General features: G+C 49.5%; 18 protein-coding genes. 1 reads left to right on the top strand and 17 read right to left on the bottom strand.

Annotated features, from left to right (window positions below; genetic code table 11):
• Positions 1 to 7: 7 nt before the first annotated feature.
• Positions 8 to 952: a 4-hydroxy-3-methylbut-2-enyl diphosphate reductase gene (locus Q9M42_RS06940; protein WP_322525769.1), complete on the top strand. Its 945-nt coding sequence runs from the start codon at positions 8 to 10 to the stop codon at positions 950 to 952.
• 38 nt (positions 953 to 990) lie between these two features.
• Here Q9M42_RS06940 and Q9M42_RS06935 read toward each other — a convergent pair whose 3' ends face one another.
• The 17 genes from Q9M42_RS06935 to floA all read right to left on the bottom strand — a co-directional run bounded on the left by Q9M42_RS06935 (position 991) and on the right by floA (position 17,141).
• Entirely contained in the window at positions 991 to 2,100 is a 1,110-nt protein-coding gene (locus Q9M42_RS06935) for a Nif3-like dinuclear metal center hexameric protein (RefSeq protein WP_322525768.1), read from the bottom strand.
• Positions 2,097 to 2,816 carry a tRNA (adenine(22)-N(1))-methyltransferase gene (locus tag Q9M42_RS06930; protein WP_322525767.1) on the bottom strand — a complete coding sequence of 240 codons (720 nt, stop codon included), beginning with the start codon at positions 2,814 to 2,816 and terminating at the stop codon, positions 2,097 to 2,099. The genes Q9M42_RS06935 and Q9M42_RS06930 overlap by 4 nt, the downstream gene beginning before the upstream one ends.
• Positions 2,817 to 2,901: 85 nt before the next feature.
• A complete protein-coding gene (gene rpoD / locus Q9M42_RS06925) occupies positions 2,902 to 4,017 on the bottom strand; it encodes an RNA polymerase sigma factor RpoD (protein WP_022794962.1) in 1,116 nt (371 codons plus the stop codon).
• Positions 4,018 to 4,239: 222 nt separating this feature from the next.
• The gene (gene dnaG / locus Q9M42_RS06920; RefSeq protein ID WP_322525766.1) at positions 4,240 to 6,066 is read right to left on the bottom strand and encodes a DNA primase; all 1,827 of its coding nucleotides are present in this window, start codon (positions 6,064 to 6,066) and stop codon (positions 4,240 to 4,242) included.
• A 24-nt stretch (positions 6,067 to 6,090) separates the two neighbouring features.
• Positions 6,091 to 6,558: a DUF188 domain-containing protein gene (locus Q9M42_RS06915; RefSeq protein WP_322525765.1), complete on the bottom strand. Its 468-nt coding sequence runs from the start codon at positions 6,556 to 6,558 to the stop codon at positions 6,091 to 6,093.
• Positions 6,559 to 6,570: 12 nt separating this feature from the next.
• Complete coding sequence (locus Q9M42_RS06910; RefSeq protein ID WP_322525764.1) at positions 6,571 to 7,386, bottom strand: pyruvate, water dikinase regulatory protein; 816 nt, start codon at positions 7,384 to 7,386, stop codon at positions 6,571 to 6,573.
• 15 nt (positions 7,387 to 7,401) lie between these two features.
• A complete protein-coding gene (locus Q9M42_RS06905; RefSeq protein ID WP_322525943.1) occupies positions 7,402 to 8,034 on the bottom strand; it encodes a helix-turn-helix transcriptional regulator in 633 nt (210 codons plus the stop codon).
• 44 nt (positions 8,035 to 8,078) lie between these two features.
• Positions 8,079 to 10,163 carry a glycine--tRNA ligase subunit beta gene (glyS, locus tag Q9M42_RS06900; protein ID WP_322525942.1) on the bottom strand — a complete coding sequence of 695 codons (2,085 nt, stop codon included), beginning with the start codon at positions 10,161 to 10,163 and terminating at the stop codon, positions 8,079 to 8,081.
• Positions 10,153 to 11,043 carry a glycine--tRNA ligase subunit alpha gene (gene glyQ, locus Q9M42_RS06895; protein ID WP_322525941.1) on the bottom strand — a complete coding sequence of 297 codons (891 nt, stop codon included), beginning with the start codon at positions 11,041 to 11,043 and terminating at the stop codon, positions 10,153 to 10,155. The genes glyS and glyQ overlap by 11 nt, the downstream gene beginning before the upstream one ends.
• A gap of 299 nt (positions 11,044 to 11,342) precedes the next feature.
• A complete protein-coding gene (recO, locus tag Q9M42_RS06890) occupies positions 11,343 to 12,092 on the bottom strand; it encodes a DNA repair protein RecO (RefSeq protein WP_322525763.1) in 750 nt (249 codons plus the stop codon).
• Between the two features lie 27 nt (positions 12,093 to 12,119).
• Positions 12,120 to 13,022: a GTPase Era gene (era, locus tag Q9M42_RS06885; protein ID WP_091611883.1), complete on the bottom strand. Its 903-nt coding sequence runs from the start codon at positions 13,020 to 13,022 to the stop codon at positions 12,120 to 12,122.
• Between the two features lie 29 nt (positions 13,023 to 13,051).
• Positions 13,052 to 13,441, bottom strand: a complete 390-nt coding sequence (locus Q9M42_RS06880; protein ID WP_322525940.1) for a cytidine deaminase — start codon at positions 13,439 to 13,441, stop codon at positions 13,052 to 13,054.
• A gap of 22 nt (positions 13,442 to 13,463) precedes the next feature.
• Positions 13,464 to 13,847, bottom strand: a complete 384-nt coding sequence (locus tag Q9M42_RS06875; protein WP_322525762.1) for a diacylglycerol kinase family protein — start codon at positions 13,845 to 13,847, stop codon at positions 13,464 to 13,466.
• Entirely contained in the window at positions 13,831 to 14,292 is a 462-nt protein-coding gene (gene ybeY / locus Q9M42_RS06870) for an rRNA maturation RNase YbeY (RefSeq protein WP_322525761.1), read from the bottom strand. The genes Q9M42_RS06875 and ybeY overlap by 17 nt, the downstream gene beginning before the upstream one ends.
• Before the next feature lie 16 nt (positions 14,293 to 14,308).
• Positions 14,309 to 15,313, bottom strand: a complete 1,005-nt coding sequence (locus tag Q9M42_RS06865) for a PhoH family protein (RefSeq protein WP_322525760.1) — start codon at positions 15,311 to 15,313, stop codon at positions 14,309 to 14,311.
• A 159-nt stretch (positions 15,314 to 15,472) separates the two neighbouring features.
• Positions 15,473 to 16,108 carry a hypothetical protein gene (locus Q9M42_RS06860; RefSeq protein WP_322525759.1) on the bottom strand — a complete coding sequence of 212 codons (636 nt, stop codon included), beginning with the start codon at positions 16,106 to 16,108 and terminating at the stop codon, positions 15,473 to 15,475.
• Positions 16,109 to 16,130: 22 nt separating this feature from the next.
• Complete coding sequence (gene floA, locus Q9M42_RS06855; protein WP_022794948.1) at positions 16,131 to 17,141, bottom strand: flotillin-like protein FloA; 1,011 nt, start codon at positions 17,139 to 17,141, stop codon at positions 16,131 to 16,133.

Raw genomic sequence — 17,141 nt, 5'->3', positions numbered from 1 at the left:
GGCCTTTATGGAAGTAACAAAAATTTCACCACGTGGATACTGCTACGGCGTTGTCGATGCGATGGTAATGGCGAAAAAAGCCGCCGGTAACCAGGAGCTTCCGCGCCCAATCTATATTTTAGGCATGATCGTACACAATAAGCACGTGACTGACGCATTTGAAGAAGAAGGTGTCATTTCCCTCGACGGGCCTAACCGGCTTGAAATACTCCGGCAGGTGGATAAGGGAACAGTTGTATATACAGCTCACGGCGTTTCTCCGGAAGTACGCCAGCTTGCCGAAGAAAAAGGACTGACCACCATTGATGCCACCTGCCCCGATGTTACCGTCACCCACGACTTAATACGGGAAAAACAAGACCAGGGCTATGAATTTATCTATGTCGGCAAAAAAGGACACCCGGAACCGGAAGGCGCTGTCGGTGTCGCTCCGGACATTGTGCATTTAGTGGAAACACTCGATGATCTTGAAAGCTTAAACATTAAGTCGGAACGGATTATCATGACTAACCAGACGACCATGAGCCAGTGGGACGTTTCTGACATCATGGACCGGGCAAGAGAAATTTATCCGCATGCAGAAATCCATAATGAAATCTGCAACGCCACCCAGGTCCGTCAGGAAGCGGTAGCTGAACAGGCAAAGGATGTAGATCTGGTGCTCGTTGTCGGTGATCCGAAGAGCAATAACTCCAACCGGCTGGCCCAGGTGTCAGAACAGGTTGCCGGCACAACAGCTTACCGGATCAGCAACTTAACCGAGCTGGATTTAAGCTGGCTTGAAAATGTCAACTCTGTAGGGGTGACAGCGGGTGCTTCCACCCCAACGTTAATCACCAAGGAAGTTATCCTGTTTATCGACCAGTACGATCCAAACGATTCATCCACGTGGGACACCGAGTCCCATATCGATAAGTCAAAAATCCTTCCAAAAATCAAAGCAAAATCATAAAAAAACCCCTCCGCGATCAAGCGGAGGGATTTTTTCTATTATGCCAGCCGAAATGGTTCGGTAGACAAAGCAGAAGCCAGCCATTCCACCTGCAGCCGGCCCTGGCTGCGGTTCTGCATCTCCTTCTGCACGCCTTTTTTCATAATTTTTTCCACGTGATGGCCGGGGTCTATCATCGTGAGGCCATCCATTGCCGCATCCTGGGCTGTATGGAAATAAATATCGCCGGTAATGTACACATCTGCCTGCTTCGAAAGCGCCTGCTTCCAGTATTTGTTGCCATCGCCTCCGAGCAGAGCCACGCGTTTGACCCGGTCGGTTTTCCCGTCCACTACGCGGACAAACGGCACGTCATAGCTTTTTTTCACCTGCTCCACAAACGCTTCAAGCGTCATTTCCTCCGGAAGTTCCCCCACTCTGCCAAGCCCGTAAGGCTCACCTGGGATAGCGAGCGGATACACATCGTAGGCCGGTTCTTCGTAGGGATGAGCGGCGGTTAAAGCGGCTTCTGCGGTCTGCCGGAGAGAGGCAGGCACAATAGTTTCCATCCGCTTTTCATCCGCAAACTCCATTTTCCCCTGCTCCCCTAAAAAAGGATCCGTGCCGTCTCCTGGGATGAACGTTCCAGTACCCGCAGCAGAAAACGTGCAGTGACTGTACCCGCCGATATAGCCGGCGCCCGCGTCTCCCAACGCTTGTCTTACTTCTTCAGCGTGGGACGCCGGCACAAAGGCCACCAACTTATACAGCTGGTCTTCACCTGTCGCAGCCAGCACCTCCGTGTTCGTTAAACCGAGCGCTTCTGCCATCATGTCATTCACGCCCCCGGGTGCAATGTCAAGGTTCGTGTGCGCGGCATAGACGGTTAAGTCATGCTTAATGCATTTTTCAATTACCGGCCCCTGTCCATTTGCCACATCGAGCGACGTTATCGGACGAAAAAGCAGCGGATGGTGGGCAATGATTAACTCCGCCCCTGCTTTGACAGCTTCATCCACCACCTCTTCGGATACATCCAGAGTAGTAAGCACCTTTGTGACCGGCTGGTTCCAGTCCCCAATCATCAGGCCAACCCGGTCGCCTTCCACAGCAAGCGATGGCGGCGCCCATTCTTCAAATACCCGGATAACGTCACGTACAGTATTCATGTAATAACCTCCTCAGCCCATGCAATATATTGGTTTAATTTTTGCTTCTTTGCCGTTGTCTGTTCTGTCGGAACGGCGTTTGCCAGCTGTTGTAAAATCTGCTGCCAGTTATCTTTTTCCCTCATCCATTTATCCTTAAAAGCATTGTTCCGCTCCTTAAGCAGATACGGGCCGAACAACAGCTGTTTTTCAAAAGGCTCCTGGTTTTCCCGGTACGGCGCTTCCGCTTCCCCCGGCACTGCCGTCAAAACTTCATACACATGGCGGTCCTCCTTCAGGATTCGCTCATTGGTAAGCTTCCAGCCATTGTCAAACAGCCACTGGCGGATCCGGCCCGCGGAGACGTTAGGCTGCAGGATCAACTTCTGCACCGGGCGGAGATGTGCCTTTCCCTCCTCTAAAATTTCTGTGATCAGCGTGCCACCCATCCCGGCGATAACTACTGTATCAATACGATCGGTTTCTTTCAGGACAGTGAGTCCACTCCCGAGGCGGGTGTCAATTTTACCTGTTAATCCACAGGAGGCAATGTAGTCCGATGCAGCCTGGAGCGGACCTGCATTCACATCAGCTGCTACTGCATGCTCCGCCTCCCGGTGCACAACTGCTTCGACCGGAACCAGCCCGTGGTCCGTGCCAATATCTGCGACCACCGCTCCCTGGTCAATTTGTTCCACGATAACTGCCAGTCTGTCCGACAATACAGCTTTTTTCATGTTTTCCTCTCTCTTCTATGTAAAATAAAAAAGGGGACACCTGCTTAATGGAAGCATGCGTCCCCTTGTATCTATGATGAATTCATTAGTCCATGAAATCTTTTAATCGTTTGCTGCGGCTCGGGTGACGAAGCTTTCTTAGCGCTTTGGCTTCAATCTGACGGATACGCTCTCTTGTCACACCAAACACTTTGCCCACTTCTTCGAGGGTGCGGGTGCGTCCATCATCAAGGCCAAACCGGAGACGGAGAACGTTTTCTTCGCGGTCCGTAAGCGTGTCAAGTACATCTTCGAGCTGCTCTTTCAGTAGTTCATAAGCAGCTGCATCCGATGGGGCCATCGCTTCCTGGTCTTCAATAAAGTCACCAAGATGAGAGTCGTCTTCTTCACCGATAGGAGTTTCCAGCGATACCGGCTCCTGGGCGATTTTAAGAATCTCTCTTACTTTATCCGGAGTCAGATCCATTTCTTTGGCAACTTCTTCCGGAAGCGGTTCACGGCCAAGGTCCTGCAGCAGCTGACGCTGCACGCGGATCAGCTTGTTGATCGTCTCCACCATGTGCACCGGAATACGGATTGTTCTCGCCTGGTCGGCAATAGCACGGGTGATTGCCTGACGGATCCACCACGTAGCGTACGTACTGAATTTGAACCCTTTGCTGTGGTCAAACTTTTCCACCGCTTTGATCAGACCCATATTGCCTTCCTGAATTAAGTCGAGGAAAAGCATGCCGCGTCCGACGTAACGTTTTGCGATCGAAACAACCAGACGAAGGTTGGCCTCTGCGAGACGGCGTTTTGCTTCTTCGTCGCCTTCTTCAATTTTAGTGGCAAGATTAATTTCTTCTTCTGCAGAAAGAAGCGGCACACGGCCGATTTCTTTTAAATACATCCGGACTGGATCGTTAATTTTAATGCCTGGAGGGACGCTTAAATCATTCAAGTCGAGGGTGTCTTCTTTTTCCACCTGTTCCATGCTTGGAACTTCTTCTCCCTCGTTGATAATATCAACGCCTTGTTCACCAAGGTATTCAAAAAACTCATCCATTTGCTCAGAATCCTGGTCGTAACTGGAGAGTTTTTCTGTTATTTCTGCATACGTTAACGTTCCACGTTTTTTGCCCGTTTCGAGCAATTGTTCTTTTACCTGATCGACCGACATTTCACCTTCCGCCAGCGGACGGCTTGGTTTTTCCGCCATTCGATCTCCCTCCTTCCAAGCTTCACACCTTGAATCCTACCCTGTCTCTTTACATGCCCGCAATTGTCTGTGCCGACGATTTCTTTTCCTGGTATTTTCTTAGCTGGTTGAAAGGACGGCAGGCACATAGAAAGAGCGTGCACATCAAACTGGCACGCTTTCCTTCTATCGTGATCATATCTTATCAACCACAAAGGAAAAGCGCAAGCAAATTGCTTCAGGCTAGTTTTTCTTCAGCTGCATCATCAATTCCATGATTCTTGTCAGCAACTGTCGCTGATTTGTTTCTGAATCACCATTTCTTTCAGCGTCTTTAAGCTGTTTCTGCCTTTGCAGTAATTCTTCCCGTTTTGGTCGAATTTTAATCTGTTCAACATAGTCAGACATTTCATTATCTGATATTTCTGCGGGAATGTCAAGATGCATCAGCTCAGACACCAGGTTTACAAGCTCCTGCTCTTCAACGTATTCCATAAACCGGCTTACATCAGGATCATGGCCGTCGTCATAATAAGCATATAAATATGCTGCGAGCGCTGTATGGGCATCAATGTTGAATTCTCCCCCAATACGCTCTTTAACCTCTTCAGCCACCTCCCGGTTCTGAAGCATAAAGGCGAGGAGCGTCCGTTCAGCATTTTCATAAGCCGATCGCATCGACACCTGCTTTTTCGGAAGCGCTCCGCTCCGCCACCGTTTGCCTGCTTCCGCAGACGAAGGAGCCTTTGCTGCCTTTTCCTGCTGTTCCTTTTTTTGTACTTTGCGTTCTTCCTCACGGAGAGCTTCCATCGACAGATCAAATTCTTCTGCCAGCTGCTTCATGTAGAATTCACGTTCTACAGCACTGCTGATCACAGATGTTTCCCGGAGTACTTCTTCGATATAGGCAAGACGGTCTCCTTCATTTTTAAGGTTTTTATTTTTACGCAGTTCCTGAACCTTAAAGGACATAAAAGGTACCGCACGCTCCGCCAGCTGTACCTTGAATGCTTCTGCCCCGTACGCCTGAATATAGTCGTCCGGGTCCATTTCTGCCGGGAACATTGCCACCCGTACATTGATGTCCTGCTTTTCAAGAATATCTCCGGTTTTCCATGCCGCTGCCCGTCCGGCATTGTCACCGTCATAAGCAATTACCGCTTTGTCTGTTGCTTTTCGGATCTGCTCGGCCTGCCGTTTAGAGAAGGCCGTGCCAAGACCCGCAACCCCGTTTTTCACTCCCGCTTTCCAGGCAGCTATAACGTCCATATAGCCTTCAAACAGGACGGCTTCATCCTGTTTGCGGACTGCCTGCCGGGCTTTGGAAAATGAGTAGAGCGTTTCATGCTTTAAAAAGATGGGTGTTTCCGGACTGTTTAAGTATTTCGGCGCACCTTCCCCGAGCGCCCGGCCGCCAAAGGCGATAACCTGCCCTCGCTGGTTATGAATAGGAAACATGACCCGCCCGCGAAAACGGTCATTCCACTGCCAGCTGGATTCCTGGCGGAGAATCAGTCCGGCTTCTTCCATTTCTTCAAGGTCATATTCTCTTTTTTCAAGCAGCTGTACAAGCATATTGTTTCGCTCCGGTGCATAGCCGAGCTGGAACTCTTCAATAATCTCTTCACTAATTCCCCGCGCCGTTAAATAGTCATAGGCTTCTTTGCCCTGTTCTGTATTCATCAGCAGATGATGATAAAACTTGGCCGCCATTTGATGCGCATCTTTTTTGGCCTGGTGCTGTTCCCGTTCGCCGGGGTATTGATCTTCAAGCTCGGGCAGCTCGGTACCTGTTTTGGCTGCAAGGGATTGAATAGCTTCCACAAATGTCAGGCCGTCGTGCTCCATCAAAAAAGTTATGGCATTGCCGCCTGCGCCGCAGCCAAAACAGTGATACAGCTGTCGCTCCGGCGAAACAGAAAATGACGGGGTGTTTTCTCCATGAAAAGGACACAGACCGAGATAATGCCTGCCCTGTTTTTTTAGCTGTACGTAATCATTGATGACTTCGACAATGTCTGTTTTTTCCCGAATCTCAGCAACTTTTTCTTCTGGAATAAACGCTGCCACTTTGTTTCCTCCCTGATGAGCCTATTACCATTTGGACTCACTGCCGCCTGCTTCAAAAATTTCCAGGCCTTCAAAAAAACGCTGGCGTTCTTCAATCGATATTGCTTTAGGCCCTTTAACTCTGTGCTTTCCCTGTTTGGCCAGTACGCCGGCATACCGGCCGGCAAGCAGCCATTCTTCGTCACCCTTTTTCCAGCGCTTCCCCCGGAAAGAGAGGACCGCCGCTCCTTTTTCAAGAGCAATTGCTGCCAGGCCATGATCATCGGCGATCACCAGATCTCCGGCAGAAACATGGTTCCAGATATACATATCCGCCGCTTCGGGCTCGTTTTCCACCATTACGGTTTCTGCTTCATACACTTTATTTGAGGCGTGGGCGCTGCTCGCCACAAAAACGATCCGCATGCTTTTGCCCGCTCCCCACTTATCGATCGTTTCTTTATGCGGACATGCGTCAGCGTCCACATACACTGTGGGTTCCTTTTTCGTCATGCTGATTCTCTCCTAGCGCTGCTGAAACATATTGGAGATAATATTGGCTGTTTCTTCCACAGCTTTGTTGGACACATCAATCACCGTACAGCCGATTTTATTCATCAGCGCTTCCGAATAGTCGAGCTCTTCCTGAATACGCTCCATACTCGCATAGTTTGCTTCCGGTCTCAGTCCAAGCGCTTTCAGTCGTTCCGAACGGATCCGGTTCAATTTATCGGCGCTGATCCGAAGCCCGATGCATTTTTCACTCGGAATATTAAACAATTCTTCCGGCGGGTCCACCTCCGGAACCAGCGGCACGTTTGCCACCTTCAGACGCTTATGGGCCAGATACTGGGACAGAGGCGTTTTTGAGGTTCGCGAAACGCCGATCAGCACAATGTCCGCCCGGACAATGCCCCGCGGATCACGGCCGTCATCGTATTTGACCGCAAATTCGATTGCCTCCACCTTACGGAAATAGTCTTCATCCAGGCGATATACGAGACCAGGCTCATATCTTGGCTGCTGGTTCGTGAGCGTCACCATTTTATCGAGTACCGGGCCCATAATGTCAACGGTGTCTACCCCGGCCTCCTCCGCGTGCTCCCGGAGGTACTGGTTGATCTCGGGGATCACCAGCGTGAAGGCAATCATTGCCCTGGCTTCCTTGGCGAGCTGAATGACCTCTTCCACCGTGCCCTCATCTTCAACGTACGGAATACGGCGGACTTCCATTCCGTCTTCCCCGAACTGACTCGCAGCGGCCTTTACTACCAGTTCAGCTGTTTCTCCTACCGAATCGGACACTACGTATACTACTGGACGCTCTTGTTTTGTGGTCATGTCTGCCTCCTCGGGTTAAAATAATTGGTTATTGGCCAGATCCACCAATACTTTAGTTATATTCGTTTTCGTGACCCTGCCGACCACTTCATACTTTCCATCGCCGGCGTCTTTTACTACTGGCAGAGCATCAATTTGACGCTCGATCAGCTTGGTTGCTGCATAAACGACCAGGTCTTCCTTTTTGCAGATAGTAATGTTGGGCATCCTTGTCATAATAATACTTACAGGGATTGCTTCCGTATCCTGGCGGCCGAGACTCGCCCGCAGCAGATCTTTTCTTGAAAGGACGCCGGCCAGATAGCCTTGTTTATCCACCACAAAGAGAGTGCCGACATCTTCAAGGAACATGGTGCAGATGGCATCGTACACACTGTCTGATTCCGAGACGACCACTGCGATCGACTGATAATGCTTGACGGTTAACTTCTGCAGCTGATTATTCAGCTCTTCAGTGTCTGTTTTTCCAGTATAATAATATCCTACTCTTGGTCTTGCTTCTAAAAATCCTGACATTGTGAGAATGGCCAGATCCGGGCGCAGGGTGGCTCTCGTCAGTGAAAGCCTGTCTGCGATGTGCTCCCCGGTGATCGGACCGTTGTCTTTAACAATCTGCAGGATGGTTTCCTGACGCTCTGTTAATTCGATAGTGACTCCCCACCTTCATCGGCGCTTCGCACGGACGCATTGCTTTACGATGAAAAAACAATGCTCCGAAAGCGGGCGAACCGTTCAATTTCCTTGGATAACAGTGCCATCTGCTGCAGTCTGTTCTGCTTTACCTGTTCGTCTTCAGCCATAACCATGACATGATCGAAGTAGGCATTGATTGCCGGCGTAACTGCCTGAAGCGCTTGATACGCACCGGCGACATCCGCCTGCCCGAGCGTGTCATCAAGCTGATGGTTCAAGGTTTTGCTTTTTTCGTAAAGCTCTCTTTCCTCTTCAGCCTCGAACAGCTCTGTTTGAATATCCGCACCACTGTCTGTGTTTTTTGTGATATTGGTCACCCGGCTGAGTGCTTCCACCGTTTCTTTGAAGTCTGTTTCTTCAGCGCGCGCTTGAATAAATCCGGCTTTCTCTGTCACTACATCAATTCTTTCGCCAAGATGAAGCAGCACAGCATCCGCAATATCGTGACGCACACCCTCATCAAGCAGCTTTTGGCGGACGCGCTGGGTAAAGAATTCTTCAAGATCCTTCAGGACATCCGCTTCTTCCCGCTGAAGAAGAGAACGCTCTTTGATTTCATCCATCACCAGAACGATCAGCTGTTGAACTGTCAGCGGAAACCGGTGCCCGGTAATTGTCTGGACAATACCTGCTGCCTGTCTTCTCAGCCCATGAGGGTCCTGGGATCCGGTCGGCACCATCCCTACACCAAAGCTCGAAACAATAGTGTCCATTTTATCCACTACGCTAATAACCGCGCCTTCGACATTTTCCGGGAGAGCATCTCCGGCGGACTTTGGTTTATAATGTTCTGCAATAGCTTCGGCAACTGCGGTGTTTTCTCCTGCCATCCGGGCATATTCTCTTCCCATAATTCCCTGGAGCTCAGTGAACTCGTCTACCATTAACGTTACGAGGTCAAATTTGGAAATATGAGCGGCACGCTTAACATTTTGTACCTTCGTGCTGTCCAGCTGCAGGTATTCTGCCAGCCTGGTGCTGACAGCCTCCACTCTCATTACCTTTTCGCCGACTGTACCCAGGTTTTCCTGATAAATTACGTGGTTTAATTTTTCCACTGCTTCCTCCGGCGACACTTTCTGATCTTCGTCATAGAAAAATTGGGCATCCGCCAGACGCGCACGCAGTACCTTCTCATTTCCCTTCCGGACCTGGTCAAGGTGCTCAGCATTACCGTTTCGCACTGTAATGAAATACGAAAGGAGACTGCCTTCATCATTTTCCACCGGAAAATACCGCTGGTGCTCTTTCATGGAAGTAACGAGCACCTCCCGCGGAATGTTCAAATATGCTTCATCGAATGAGCCGTAAAGCGCAGTCGGGTATTCCAAGAGCTGATTCACTTCGGCAAGCAGCTCATCATCGATCGGAATGTGCCAGTTGTTTTCCGCTTCAATCTCTTCGATCTGACTGCGAATCAATTCTGTTCTTTCAGACGCATCCGCAATCACGTACTCCTCTTTCAGCTGCTGCTCGTACGTTTCCGGCTTGTGAATAGTAATGGCATTCCCCAAAAACCGGTGTCCGTAAGAAATATTGCCGGCTGTGCGGTCTGTAATCGTAAATGGAATTACTGTCTCTCCGTACAACGCCACGAGCCATTGAACCGGACGCACAAAGCGGAGTTCGTGACTTCCCCAGCGCATATTTTTCGGAAAAGCGAGAGACGTAATAATTGCCTCCATCTCCTGCAGCAGTTCTGAGGTCGGCCGGCCCTTATGTTCTTTTTCCACGAAAACGTACTCCGTGCCTTTCACCTCTTTAAAGTACAGATCCTCCGTATCGACCTGCTGGCCTCTGGCAAAACCTAAAGCAGCCTTGCTCCATTCCCCGTCTTCTGTAAGAGCGATCTTCTTAGCCGGTCCGCGGGCCTCCTCGACCATATCCTCCTGATAATCGGACAGGTCTTCAATCCGGAGCGCGAGCCGTCTCGGAGTAGAAAACATGTGCACGGTGCTATAGCTGAGCCGCTGCTCCTGCAGCCAGATTTGCGTTTTTTCCTTCAGCTGCTTGACCGCCCCCTCCACAAAGCGGGCGGGCATTTCTTCCACGCCGATTTCAAGTAAAAAGTGATTAGTTGTCATCATTCATCGCCTCCTGCTTCCGTAGCGGAAATCCTAGTTTTTCCCGTTCTTCGTAATACGCTTTCCCGCACTTTCTTGCCAGATTGCGCACACGTGCAATATATCCGGTTCTCTCCGTCACTGAAATCGCCCCGCGGGCATCGAGCAGGTTAAACAAATGCGAGCATTTTAATACGTGATCATAGGCAGGGAGCACCAGTTTTTCCTCAATAGCCCGCTCTGCTTCCTTTTCACTTGCGGCAAACTGATTTAACAGAAGCTCTTTATCCGCAATTTCAAACGAATACTTTGAATGCTCGTATTCCGCCTGCAAAAACATATCTCCGTATGAAACTCCCTGCACCCATTCCAGGTCAAATACGTTTTCCTTATCCTGAATATACGACGCCAGCCGTTCAATGCCGTATGTAATTTCAGCTGTCACCGGGTGGGCATCCATGCCGCCAACATGCTGGAAATACGTAAACTGGGTAATTTCCATGCCGTCGATCCAGACTTCCCATCCCAGGCCCCAGGCACTCAGCGTCGGAGCCTCCCAGTTGTCCTCTACAAAGCGAATATCATGGGCAAGCGGATCAATACCGATTGCTTCCAGGCTTTTTAAATACAACTCCTGGATATTATCCGGCGAAGGCTTCATGACTACCTGAAACTGATGATGCTGATACAAACGGTTCGGATTTTCCCCGTAGCGTCCGTCGCCCGGTCGTCTCGATGGTTCTACGTATGCTGCGTTCCACGGCTCCGGTCCGATACTCCGCAGAAATGTCATCGGGTTCATCGTCCCCGCTCCTTTTTCCACATCGTAGGCCTGCATAATAATACAATTCTGGTCCGCCCAGTAGTTCTGCAATGTTAAAATCATTTCCTGAATATTCATTGCCATGTTAAACACCCCTTTTGTTCTTCGTTTATTTTCATTAAAAAAGTCCCTATACCTGTCACTCAGGTATAGGGACGGTTATTACCGCGGTTCCACCCTACTTGCTTTTTCGGCATTACAGCCGAAAAGCCGCTTTATCCATTCCGCGCTCCAGAACGCCTTCACAACCGGTCAGCGTGCAGCTTTCACTATCCTGCACTCGCTAATGCTGAAGAAGATTGCTACTACTTTCTTTCCATGCGCATCGTTATGATTGTATTGAAATAGTACTTAACATTTGCGAGTGTGTCAAGCACTCATTCGACGTTCCACTTTTCCATCTGCTCCAGAAAACGCCTTGCCTTTAAATGAATACCTGCATACGCATCATAATAGCTGTTCAGCACATCCTTCAGCTCTTTTTTCGTTTCGGCCGATACAGAAACAGAGCCGATCCGGTGCACATCAATGTAGAAAAACATCCGCAAAAGCCTCACCGTTTTCGGCTGAATGCGGAAGCGGTACGGATCGATATCCCAGCACTGATGACAGAGAAAGCCCGCTTCACGGATGGAAAAATGAAATGTACCCTCCTGCCGGCCGCAGTTCACACAGCGGTCGATCACGGGCTGGATGCCTGCCACTGCAGTCATTTTCACTTCAAACAGACGGATAAGCACTTCAGCATCTTCGCCTTCATCGATACGCCGCAGAAGCTGCCAGAACAGCTCAAACAAATAAGGATTTCGCTCCTGGTCCCCAGTAACTTTATCAAGAAGTTCGGACAAATAGGATGCATAGGAAGTGAGAACGATGTCTTCACGCACGCTGCGAAATGACTCCGTGACGTCTCCCTGACTGAGCGTTCTCATTCCTTTGCCCGGATAGTACACAAACGTCCCGTAGACAAACGGCTGGGAGATCGAGCGCAGGCGACTGCTTGGCTTCTTTGCCCCTTTGGCCATCATCGCCATCTTCCCGTGCTCTCTTGTATAAACCGTTAACACTACATTGGATTCCCCGTAGGAAGCAGTCCGCAAAACAATTCCTTCTGTTTTCTGAATCATGCTGTTCCTCCGCTCCCAGGCGATTTCTTAATATTCGTCCTCGCGATACCCGTTCTCACGAAGCAGATACGCACTGTTTCTCCAGTCCTTTTCCACCTTCACCCAGAGCTCCACGAACACCTTCGAGCCAAGCATCGACTCAATATCTGCCCGGGCCCGCTGCCCGATTTCCTTAAGCATTGAGCCTTGCTTACCGATAATAATGCCTTTTTGGGTCGGGCGTTCAACAACAATTGTAGCTGCCACATACACTGCCCCGTTTTCCCGTTCTTTCATTTCATCGATAACGACGGCGAGCGAATGCGGAACTTCTTCGCGCGTAAGCTGCAGCGCTTTTTCACGTATCAGTTCACTCACGATAAACCGTTCCGGGTGATCAGTGACCTGATCTTCCGGATAAAATTGCGGCCCTTCCTCGAGATATTTGGTAAGTTCTTCGAGAAGCGTCGTCACATTATTGCCGTTCAATGCAGAAACAGGCACTACCTCGGCAAAATCATACCGTTCGGAATAGCTCGCAATCACTTTGAGCAGTTCGTCGGGATGAACTTTATCAATCTTATTAACGATTAAAAATACCGGTGTGTCTGTCCGCTTTAGTTTTTCGATAATATATTCCTCGCCAGGGCCGTATGACTCTGACGCATCGATCAGATATAAAATAATATCAACGTCGTTCAGCGTCTGCAGAGCCGCACGAACCATAAAATCGCCCAGCTTGTGCTTTGGCTTGTGAATTCCCGGGGTATCGATAAAAACAATCTGGGAGTCTTCCGTCGTATAGACGCCCTGGATTTTATTTCTTGTTGTTTGTGCTTTGTCACTCATGATCGCAATCTTTTGGCCAAGCACCTGATTCATTAATGTGGATTTTCCCGCATTGGGACGCCCGATCAAAGCGGCAAATCCGGAATGATACGATTCACTCATTATTTTCCCTCTTCTTTCCTGCTTTCATACTATAAATCTTCCGGACCGAATGCTCCCGGGAGCAGCTCTTCCATCGTTGTTACTTTCATTTCACCATGCAGGTTGCCCAATACAATCCGGGCATCCTTCGGCAGAAACTCAGAAAGCACCTGCCGACAGGCACCGCACGGAGCCACCGGCCCTTTCGTATCAGCGACGACAGCCGCCATTTTCCCGCTTCGCATGCCTGTGCGCACCGCGCTGAACACGGCTGTCCGTTCTGCACAGTTGCTTAATCCATACGACGAGTTCTCAATATTACACCCTTCGTACCATTCGCCGTCCTCTCCTACAAAAACTGCACCTACCGGAAATTTTGAATACGGAACGTACGCCTGTTCTCTTGCCTGTTTAGCCCGTTCGAGCAGTTCGTTTTCTATAGCCAATGTTCTCCCCCCTTTGTCAGTTCAGCCATTCCCATAAGGAAGGCATAAAAATCATCACACCGATGATGACAGCAAATACAGCATAAATGAGTACTGCGCCGGCGGCCATGTCTTTGACATCTCCCGCGGTTTTATTCCATTCCGGCGATATTAAATTCACCAGGCGCTCCAGCGCTGAATTAACCATTTCGAGCACGAGCATGCCGGCAATTGCCAGCAAAAGAACGGTCCACTGCCATAAAGCGATTCCGCACACCCATCCCAAAAGAATGGCCGCCAGACCGAAAAAGACGTGAAAGCGCATGTGACGCTCTTCCCGGAAGGCAAGGAGAATACCTTTTCCAGCAAATATAAAGCCGTCCTTCCAGCGTTTAGGTACCGATCTATCGCGGTAATCCATACGCTTCAAGAATCCTTTCCTGACGCGAAAACATTTTATCTTCTTCCTCTTTATCCATATGATCGTATCCAAGCAAATGAAGCAGGCCGTGAACGGCCAAAAAGCCCAGTTCTCTTTCAAACGAATGACCATATTCCCCAGCCTGCTCCTGCGCCTTAGGGACGCTGATAATAATGTCTCCGAGCAGGTTTGGTATGCCTTCGGCCTGGGGCTGAATTTCGTCGTCATTCAGCGCAAATGAAATCACATCAGTCGGCCGGTCGATCTCCCGGTATTCTCTGTTGACCGCCTGAATCATTTCATTGTTCACAAAACTTACAGAAACCTCCGAGCCGTCTACGACTCCTTCTTTTTCACATGCGAACTGCAGGATGTTTTTCACCAGCTCCCAGTGCTTCGATTCTACTCGTTCCGTTTCATCCACCATATCTACTTCAATACTCACACCTGTCCACCCCTGACTAGTTGTTTGTTGGTTTGTCCGGCCGGTTCAGCGTACGCTTTGGATCGCCTTCCTCCTGTTCGTAAGCATCAAGAATCTGCTGCACGAGTGTATGCCTTACGACATCCGTAGCTTCAAGATAAACGAACCCAATATGATCAATATTCTTTAAAATGCGTGCCGCCACTTTGAGACCTGACTGCTGGCCTTTGGGAAGATCAATCTGGGTGAGGTCCCCGTTAACGATCATTTTTGAACCAAAGCCGAGCCGCGTTAAAAACATCTTAATTTGTTCTTTCGTCGTATTCTGGGCTTCATCGAGAATAACAAAAGCATCGTCGAGCGTCCGCCCTCTCATATACGCGAGGGGAGCTACTTCGATCGTTCCTCTCTCCATTAACCGCTGTGTATGCTCCGCCCCAAAGATATTATGCAGGGCGTCATACAGAGGACGCAGATATGGATCCACCTTTTCTTTCAGGTCTCCCGGAAGAAATCCGAGGCTTTCTCCAGCCTCCACTGCCGGACGGGTCAGTACAATCCGCTTTACCCGCCCCTCTTTTAAAGCATTTATCGCCATTACGACCGCCAGATAGGTTTTCCCTGTACCTGCCGGACCAACGCCAAATATCATATCTTTACGACGAATCTGGTCAATATATTCCTTTTGCCCCAAGGTTTTAATCATCACCGGCTTGCCTTCAGCATTTACAGCGATCTGCTCCTGAAAAAGATCTTCCAGCTTTTCAAGCTTTCCTTCTTCGGCAAGCTGCGCGGCATAGACAACGTCCCGCTCTGAAATCCGCACCCGTTTTTTGAGCAGCCTCGCCAAAGCTTCAATCACTTCTTCGACCAACGCTGCCTGCTTTTCATTTCCTTCTACGATCAGCGAGCCACCCCGGGTAATAATCGAAACGTCCAGCTTTTCTTCAAGCCGCTCAATGTGCACATCGTTTGGGCCGAACAGCTGCTGTATGTCGTTCATCTCATTCACTTGTAATTCTAACGTTTTCTTTTCGGTCAATATAGCTCAGTCTCCTTGAGTATAATATCATATCCTTGCTGTTATCAGTTTTTTCGTTAGTATGCTAACTCTACTCTACCACCACGCTGAGGGTGTTGCAAAAAATAGCAGACATTTTACGATTTTAAGGAAAAAAAGAACCTGATCCGAAGATCAGGTTCACTCATTACTGCTTTTTTTAGCGGCACGATGCGGTGTCACTTTTTCACGTGACATTGTTGACTGCCGCTGGTAAGGATAACCGCTGCGCCTTGTGACCGGCGGGCTGAGAACCTCTGCCCACACGAGCCCATTTGCTGCTTCTTTTTTATTTATCGACCGTGGATTTTTCCGCGTTCCGCCGATTTCCCCGTCTGACATAACGCCTCCGCGTTCAGCAGACTGACGCGAAGCACGTTCGAGACGCTGGCTTGCATTTTTCTTTTGCTGCTGAAGCTCTTCTCGGCGTTTTTCGTATTCTTTTAAAGCACTGCTTTTATTCTGGGGATCGTCTGTCTCTTCTTTGTACAGCTCTGCCTCGGCTTCCGGCACCCTGCGCGTTGGATGATTGCCGGGACTTCCGGAAGGATCATTCTGAGGACGGTTCGGCGTATTTTCTTTGCGGGCATTTTCAAACTCTTCGAATATGTCTTCGAGTTTTCCGAAAGCCCCGCGCCGCCTCGAATCGCCGTCACCGCTGTCCTGCTGGCTGCTGTCTCCCCGGCCCATAAACGTAATCAAACCGCCGAAGAGCAGCAGTAAAATCCAAAGATTGTTAAACACTAGTTCAAACAGCTGCTCCATCGCTTCATTCACCTTCTTCTACGGACAAAGTCCCTTATTTATCGGTGTGCGGGCGGTTATATGGACCGTTTTGGTCGTCGTCTTTACCGGATTTACTGATGGATTCACGCATATCCGTGTCAGACATTACGTTCTGGATATTCATATAATCCATGACGCCAAGGTTTCCGGAACGCAGGGCTTCTGCCATTGCCATTGGCACTTCTGCTTCGGACTCGGTAACTTTCGCACGCATTTCTTCGACGCGAGCTTTCATTTCCTGCTCCTGAGCAACAGCCATGGCGCGACGTTCTTCGGCTTTAGCCTGGGCGATGTTTTTATCTGCTTCCGCCTGGTCTGTCTGCAGTTCTGCACCAATGTTTTTGCCAATGTCAATATCGGCTATATCAATGGATAAAATCTCAAAAGCCGTACCTGAATCCAAACCTTTGGAAAGCACCGTCTGCGAGATGCTGTCCGGGTTTTCCAATACTTTTTTATGATTCTGCGAAGAACCGATCGTCGAAACAATGCCTTCACCAACACGGGCGATAACGGTATCTTCACCGGCACCCCCGACCAGGCGGTCTATGTTTGCCCGGACGGTGATTCTTGCTTTTGCTTTCACTTCAATACCGTCCATTGCGACACCGGCAATAAATGGTGTTTCAATAACTTTCGGGTTAACACTCATCTGTACAGCTTCCAATACGTCACGGCCTGCAAGGTCAATAGCGGCACAACGTTCAAATGTGAGTTCAATGTTTGCACGCTGGGCAGCGATCAGTGCATTGACCACCCGGTCCACGTTACCGCCGGCCAGATAGTGGCCTTCAAGCTTGTTCAGTTCAATATCAAGACCAGCTTTTTCTGCTTTGATCATCGGGTTTACTACTCTCGACGGAATAACCCTCCGGAGCCGCATACCGACCAGCTGGAAAATACCTACTTTCACCCCTGCAGCAAGCGCCGAAATCCAAAGCGCAACTGGTACAAAAGTGAATAAAATGACTAGCGCTATTAAAATAATAGCTAATACAATAACGAGACCTATATCAATTCCCAT

Origin of the sequence: Marinococcus luteus (genome assembly GCF_034497705.1) — a bacterium.
Lineage (GTDB): Bacteria > Bacillota > Bacilli > Bacillales > Marinococcaceae > Marinococcus > Marinococcus luteus_A.
The sequence above is the reverse complement of the archived record's forward strand: the minus strand, read 5'-3'. Positions and strand labels throughout refer to the sequence as shown.